Consider the following 4,208-nt stretch of genomic DNA (forward strand, 5'->3'; position numbering starts at 1 on the left):
GTGTTGAGCAGATCGAGCCAGGGCCGGCCGCCCATGAAGGGAAAGCCGTCCCGGAAATCATCATTGGTCGGGCTCGCAGACATGGGCCACTCCGGCTGGCGCAGGCGAACGCCATTAGTAACCTCTAATTTAGGCATTGACAGGTTACGCGTCAAATGACACCGTTAAATGACAGATTGACAGGTTACAATCTCGAAATGCGAACTCCCGTCAGTTCTGCCGCGCTCGCCACGTTTCTCATGTTTGGAGCCCCACYCATGTCCACCGCACAGCCCATTGCGCCCGTCCTCTCCCCGTCGGTCGCGGTCCGCTACGGCACCGCCACGATACAGGGCCTCGACATTTTCTATCGGGAGGCCGGACCTCGGGATGCTCCCGCCATCCTGCTGTTGCACGGCTTTCCGTCTTCATCGCATATGTTCCGCGACCTGCTGCCGCTGCTCGCCAAGGGCTACCGCGTCGTTGCGCCTGACTATCCCGGCTTCGGTCACAGCTCGGCGCCCGCGCCGAGCGAATTCGCCTACTCCTTCGACAGGTTGGCTGAGGTGATCGAGGGCTTCACGGAGCAGGTCGGCCTCACCCGCTATGCGCTCTATATCCAGGACTACGGCGGCCCGATCGGCTTTCGCCTCGCGCTCAAACATCCCGAGCGCATTCGCGCGCTGATCGTTCAGAATGCCGTCGCCAATGAAGGCGCCTGGAGCGCGGAGGCCCGCCGTGACATGGAGCCGTTCTGGCAAAACTGGACGCCCGAGACCGAAAAGCCCTTCCGCAATCTGCTCGGTGCCGACGGCACGAAGTTCCAGTACACGCATGGCGCGACCAGATTGGAGCGGCTCTCGCCGGATGCCTGGCGCCATGATCAGGCCGGGCTGGACCGCCCAGGCAATCAGGACATCCAGTTGCGGCTCCTCCACAACTATCAGAGCAATTTTGCCGCCTACCCGGCCTGGCAGGCCTATCTCGCCCGACACCAGCCTCCCGCGCTGATTGTCTGGGGCAAGAACGATCCGTTCTTCATGCTGGCGGGCGTCGACTATCTGAAGGAGCAGTTGCCGGCCGCAGAGGTGCATCTGTTCGATGCCGGCCATTTCGCGCTCGAGACCCATTCCGGCGAGATCGCGGAACGCGTCGATGCCTTCATGCAGCGATTGCCGAAGGCCGACTGACGCGAAACGGGCACTCCGTTGAATCGAAAGGGGCCGCCGGCGTTCATTCGCCGGCGGCCCCTTTCTCAAACAGATCGTGCAGGCTTCAGCGCCCGGGCGTCCAGGCCTCGTAGTCGCCCGTCGCGGGCGGGCGCTCGCCTTCAGCCAGGGTCGAGCCCTGAGGACGATAGGCCATGGCCGTTCCCGTCCAATTCTGCTGGTGCGGCTTCTGCCAGTCGCGCGGCTGATAGCTCTCCTCGGAGGGAGCGATATCGACGGTGTGATGCAACCAGCCATTCCAGCCAGCCGGAATGGTCGAAGCTTCGGCCAGGCCGTTATAGACCACCCAGCGCCGCTGTAGGCCCAGCGCCTTGTCCTTCACCCCAGCCTTGGTGCGGTAATAGGTATTGCCGAATTCGTCCTGGCCGACCTTCTCGCCGAAGCGCCAGGTGTGGAAGCGCGTGCCAATGGTCTGGCCGTTCCACCAGGTAAAGATCTGCAGCAGCGTTTGCTTCATGGCTCTCGTCCGCCGTGGTCCGCGTCGCGCGACTTATGGCGAGAGCATCCCGCCCTGTCCAGCCCGCAGGAGGATTCACGGCAGATTCGTCGGAAGCGCGCGTTTCCGGAATGCAGGCCGCCATGATTCGGCCACCTTGCGAACACGTCCCAGGCACGGTTCGAAACGCGAAGATCTCCTGTCTCCAGACACTTGGCGCAGGCTGTGTAGATGGCGCTTGCGATGGTCAGGCGCGGCTGGCCCATTCACCTATGGTCAACCATGACTGCCGCGAATTTTATGCTTTCCGCCGCCCGCGGGATCGTCCACCCTTCGCTCAAGCGCACCGATTCCGCCGTGATTCCGGGTGCTTAGCTGGCAGCTTGAAACTTATCCCCAGAACACACAGATACACACAAGATGTCGTGTCCACAGGGTTTGCGGCGCACTAATCCTTGACGGACCACCCCAGTCGGACTAGTTTTTGTCAGTCGCGTGACGGCTGGCGGAGACGCCTTCGACACCCGCGAGAGAGTTCCCGGACGGGTCGAGGTGATCACCGCGTGGCATGCCATCCCTGGCAGCGGCGAACGGTGGCGTGCGGTCTGTCTGGTGGCGTCCGGAGTGCCGACGGCGGGAAACACCGCCGCGGAATCCAGGGGCATCAAACCGAGTTGGGCTGACATCAGGAGCCGGTGATCAACCGGCCGCGCGGGGCATTTTCGCCCGCGGCATGCATTGGGGACCAAGATCATGCGCATCGAGCGCCGCTACACCACCACCGGACAGTCGCCCTACGCCGCGATTCCCTTCCGTTCGGCTGTCAGCGAGATCCGCAACCCTGACGGCTCGATCGTCTTCCGCCTCGAAGGCATCGAGGTTCCCGACGCCTGGTCCCAGGTGGCGAGCGATGTGCTCGCGCAGAAGTACTTCCGCAAGGCGGGGGTGCCCGCAGCGCTGAAGCGCGTTGAGGAGAACGAGGTTCCCTCCTTCCTCTGGCGCTCGGTTCCCGACGAGGCCAAGCTTGCCGAACTCCCCGAGAGCGAGCGCTACGTCTCCGAGATTTCCTCCAAGCAGGTCTTTGACCGCCTCGCCGGCTGCTGGACCTATTGGGGCTGGAAGGGCGGCTATTTCTCCTCGGAAGAGGATGCCGCCGCCTTCCATGACGAGCTGCGCTTCATGCTCGCCACCCAGCGCGTCGCGCCGAACTCGCCGCAATGGTTCAATACCGGCCTGCACTGGGCCTATGGCATCGATGGCCCCGGCCAGGGCCATTTCTACGTCGACTTCAAGACCGGCAAGCTGGTGAAGTCGAAGTCGAGCTACGAGCATCCGCAGCCGCATGCCTGCTTCATCCAGGGCGTGGCCGACGATCTCGTCAACGAAGGCGGCATCATGGACCTCTGGGTCCGCGAGGCGCGCCTGTTCAAATACGGCTCCGGCACCGGCTCGAACTTCTCGATGCTGCGCGGCGAAGGCGAGAAGCTCGCCGGCGGTGGCCGTTCCTCCGGGCTGATGTCCTTCCTCAAGATCGGTGATCGCGCAGCCGGGGCCATCAAGTCGGGCGGAACGACGCGCCGTGCCGCCAAGATGGTCGTGGTCGATGTCGATCATCCCGATATCGAGACCTATATCGACTGGAAGGTCCGCGAGGAGCAGAAGGTCGCTGCGCTCGTCACCGGCTCGAAGATCGTCCAGAAGCACATGAAGGCCGTGATGAAGGCCTGCGTGAATTGCGAAGGCGACGGCGATTCCTGCTTCGATCCCGAGAAGAACCCGGCCCTGAAGCGCGAGGTCAAGCTCGCCCGCAAGGCGATGGTGCCGGACAACTATATCAAGCGCGTCATCCAGTTCGCCCGCCAAGGCTATACCGACATCCAGTTCGACATCTACGACACCGACTGGGATTCGGAAGCCTATCTCACTGTCTCCGGCCAGAACTCGAACAACTCGGTCTCGCTGACCGACGACTTCCTGCGCGCAGTGGAAGCGGATGCGGACTGGAACCTCACCGCCCGCACCACCGGCAAGGTCCTGAAGACGCTGAAGGCCCGCGATCTCTGGGAGAAGATCGGCTATGCCGCCTGGGCGAGCGCCGATCCCGGCCTGCACTTCAACACCACGATGAACGACTGGCACACCTGCCCGGCCTCGGGACGCATCCGCGCCTCGAATCCGTGCTCGGAGTACATGTTCCTCGACGATACCGCCTGCAATCTGGCCTCCGCCAACCTGCTGCAGTTCTACGACCGCGAGACCAAGAGCTTCGACGTCGCCGCCTATGAGCATCTCTGCCGGCTCTGGACCGTCGTGCTCGAGATCTCAGTGACGATGGCGCAGTTCCCGAGCCGCGAGATCGCCGAGCTGTCCTATGAGTTCCGCACGCTCGGCCTCGGCTATGCCAATATCGGCGGCCTGCTGATGACCATGGGCCTCGGCTATGATTCCGAGGAAGGCCGCGCGCTTGCCGGCGCCCTCACCGCGATCATGACCGGCGTCTCCTATGCGACCTCGGCCGAAATGGCGGGCGAGCTTGGCCCCTTCCCCGGATACAAGAAGAACGC

At 63.3% G+C, this 4,208-nt stretch carries 3 protein-coding genes; 2 read left to right on the forward strand and 1 reads right to left on the reverse strand.

The features are described from left to right. Positions 1 to 257: 257 nt before the first annotated feature. Positions 258 to 1,169, forward strand: a complete 912-nt coding sequence (locus tag AC1DJT_RS34775; protein WP_441505383.1) for an alpha/beta fold hydrolase — start codon at positions 258 to 260, stop codon at positions 1,167 to 1,169. A gap of 85 nt (positions 1,170 to 1,254) precedes the next feature. Here AC1DJT_RS34775 and AC1DJT_RS34780 read toward each other — a convergent pair whose 3' ends face one another. Further along, the gene (locus AC1DJT_RS34780; protein ID WP_476768759.1) at positions 1,255 to 1,665 is read right to left on the reverse strand and encodes an NADH:ubiquinone oxidoreductase subunit NDUFA12; all 411 of its coding nucleotides are present in this window, start codon (positions 1,663 to 1,665) and stop codon (positions 1,255 to 1,257) included. A 732-nt stretch (positions 1,666 to 2,397) separates the two neighbouring features. Here AC1DJT_RS34780 and AC1DJT_RS34785 point away from each other — a divergent pair. Next, the coding region (locus AC1DJT_RS34785; RefSeq protein WP_476835872.1) for a vitamin B12-dependent ribonucleotide reductase at positions 2,398 to 4,208 on the forward strand (1,811 nt) is incomplete at its 3' end.

This window comes from Allobosea sp. 05T422_2, assembly GCF_056396265.1.

Excerpts from the sequence above, each read along its gene's own strand:
- AC1DJT_RS34780 (WP_476768759.1), bottom strand. The coding sequence starts at position 1,665 with ATGAAGCAAACGCTGCTGCAGATCTTTACCTGGTGGAACGGCCAGACC.
- AC1DJT_RS34775 (WP_441505383.1), top strand. The coding sequence starts at position 258 with ATGTCCACCGCACAGCCCATTGCGCCCGTCCTCTCCCCGTCGGTCGCG.